General features: G+C 42.6%; 1 pseudogene. It reads left to right on the top strand.

Annotation, left to right across the window (positions count from 1 at the left end):
* Window positions 1–202 (top strand): annotated as a pseudogene (locus tag HMPREF2811_RS11425) (IS110 family transposase); the annotation flags it as partial.

The following is a 202-nucleotide window of genomic DNA, read 5'->3' as shown; positions in this document are numbered from 1 at the left end:
GCCACTGAACTGAAAGAATGGATTCTTCAAGCCTATCAGGACTATCACTTTGATCGAATCGTCATCGGCATGGAATCCACATCAGCTTACAGCTTTCATCCCGGTTACTTCTTCAAAGAAGACCCAGAGCTGAGTGAGATGAATGTAGTGGTCACAATTGAAGAACCAAGCAAAATCAAGAAATATCGTGAAGTTTTCTCCG

It is taken from the genome of Globicatella sp. HMSC072A10 (assembly GCF_001811625.1).
In the GTDB taxonomy this organism is placed as follows: domain Bacteria; phylum Bacillota; class Bacilli; order Lactobacillales; family Aerococcaceae; genus Globicatella; species Globicatella sanguinis.
The sequence above is the reverse complement of the archived record's forward strand: the minus strand, read 5'-3'. Positions and strand labels throughout refer to the sequence as shown.